This window comes from Christensenella intestinihominis, assembly GCF_001678845.1.
GTDB classification, from domain to species: Bacteria; Bacillota; Clostridia; order Christensenellales; family Christensenellaceae; genus Christensenella; species Christensenella intestinihominis.
Genome location: NZ_MAIQ01000025.1, coordinates 1 through 1,464, shown reverse-complemented (window position 1 = coordinate 1,464; position 1,464 = coordinate 1). Strand labels below are relative to the sequence as shown.

Here is a 1,464-nt window from a genome sequence, read left to right as displayed (position 1 = left end):
GGCAGCGTTTCAAATTTTGTGTATTCTCAGAAATGAGAAGTAGAATATCGAACAGATTTTTTCTAAGGAGCTGAGCCTTTAAGAATCAGCTCCTTTTTCAGCACTTTAGCAAATTAGAGTTCCAACGTCAAGGTCAATATCTCAAACAGCATGTTAGTAAGGCAGTCTTTGGGAAAAGAACACCGAGAGCTGGTTATGGATTTCGCCCCAGTCCTTACGCTTCCCAGTCCATTTTTGAGTAATGTCCATGGTGGCGAGATAAAGCATCTTGAAAAGGGCTGTGTCGCTGGGAAAAGCCCCCTTGTTTTTGGTAACCTTCCTAAGCTGGCGATTGTAGCCCTCTATGGCGTTGGTGGTGTAAATCAGCGTTCGGACAGCCTGCGGATATTTGAAATATGCCGAAAGCTCCGGCCAGTTCTCCCGCCAGGATGCCGCTATCCTAGGATATTTCTTGCCCCAACGCTCATCGAACACCTCAAGATTCTGTAGGGCCGTGTCTTCGTTTATGGCTTGATACACGGCTTTCAAATCCGACATCAGTGCCTTCAGGTCTTTGTAGGACACGAACTTTGTGTTGTTGCGGATTTGATGGATGATACAACGTTGTATTTCCGTTTGGGGATAAACTGCCGCTATGGCCTCCGGGAAACCTGCCAGTCCATCTATACAAGCAATCAGGATATCTTCCACACCCCGGCTTTTCAGGTCGTTTATCACGGAAAGCCAGAACTTACTGCTCTCATTTTCGCCAACCCACAGCCCAAGGATATCCTTCCGACCGTCCATGTCTACGCCCATGCAGATGTACACGGCTTTCTTGATGATGCGTCCTTCATCGCGCACATGATAGTGGATGGCATCAAGGAATATTACCGCGTAGATGCTCTCAAGAGGTCGCTGCTGCCATTCTTTGGCTACGGGCAGTATCTTGTCCGTTATCCGGCTGATTGTGCTGTCGGAAAGCTCCAGGCCGTACAATTCGCGTACATGCGATTCCATATCGCCGGTGGTCATCCCTTTGGCGTACATGGAGATTATCTTTTCCTCCATGTCCTGCTTCAGCGTGTTCTGGTGTTTCTTGACAAGCTGCGGCTCAAACTCGCCCTGGCGGTCACGGGGTACTTTGATATCCGTATCGCCATAACTGGTGTGCAGCGTCTTTTCATAGCTGCCGTTACGGCTGTTGTCCGTCTGCTTGTTTTTGTAGTCGTACCTGCTGTAGCCGAGCTCCTCATCCAGTTCCGCTTCCAGCCCATCGCCAATGATGTCGCTCACGAACTCACGCACCAGGGCATTCAAGTCCTGCTCATCCTTGATAGGATACTCCTTCAAAAATTCCTTAAATAGAGCTTTTCTGGCTTTTTCTTCTTCTGTTAACTGTTTTCTTCCCATTTTAAAACCTCCATTGAGATGTTCTCTATTCTACATCCCAACAGAGGTTTACACAATCCTTGAAACGGTCTC

The 1,464-nt window shown here is 48.0% G+C and carries 1 protein-coding gene; it reads right to left on the bottom strand.

The genetic code is table 11. The features are described from left to right. Positions 1-153: 153 nt before the first annotated feature. Complete coding sequence (locus BBD38_RS14165; protein ID WP_066689369.1) at positions 154-1,392, bottom strand: IS256 family transposase; 1,239 nt, start codon at positions 1,390-1,392, stop codon at positions 154-156. Between the last annotated feature and the right edge of the window lie 72 nt (positions 1,393-1,464).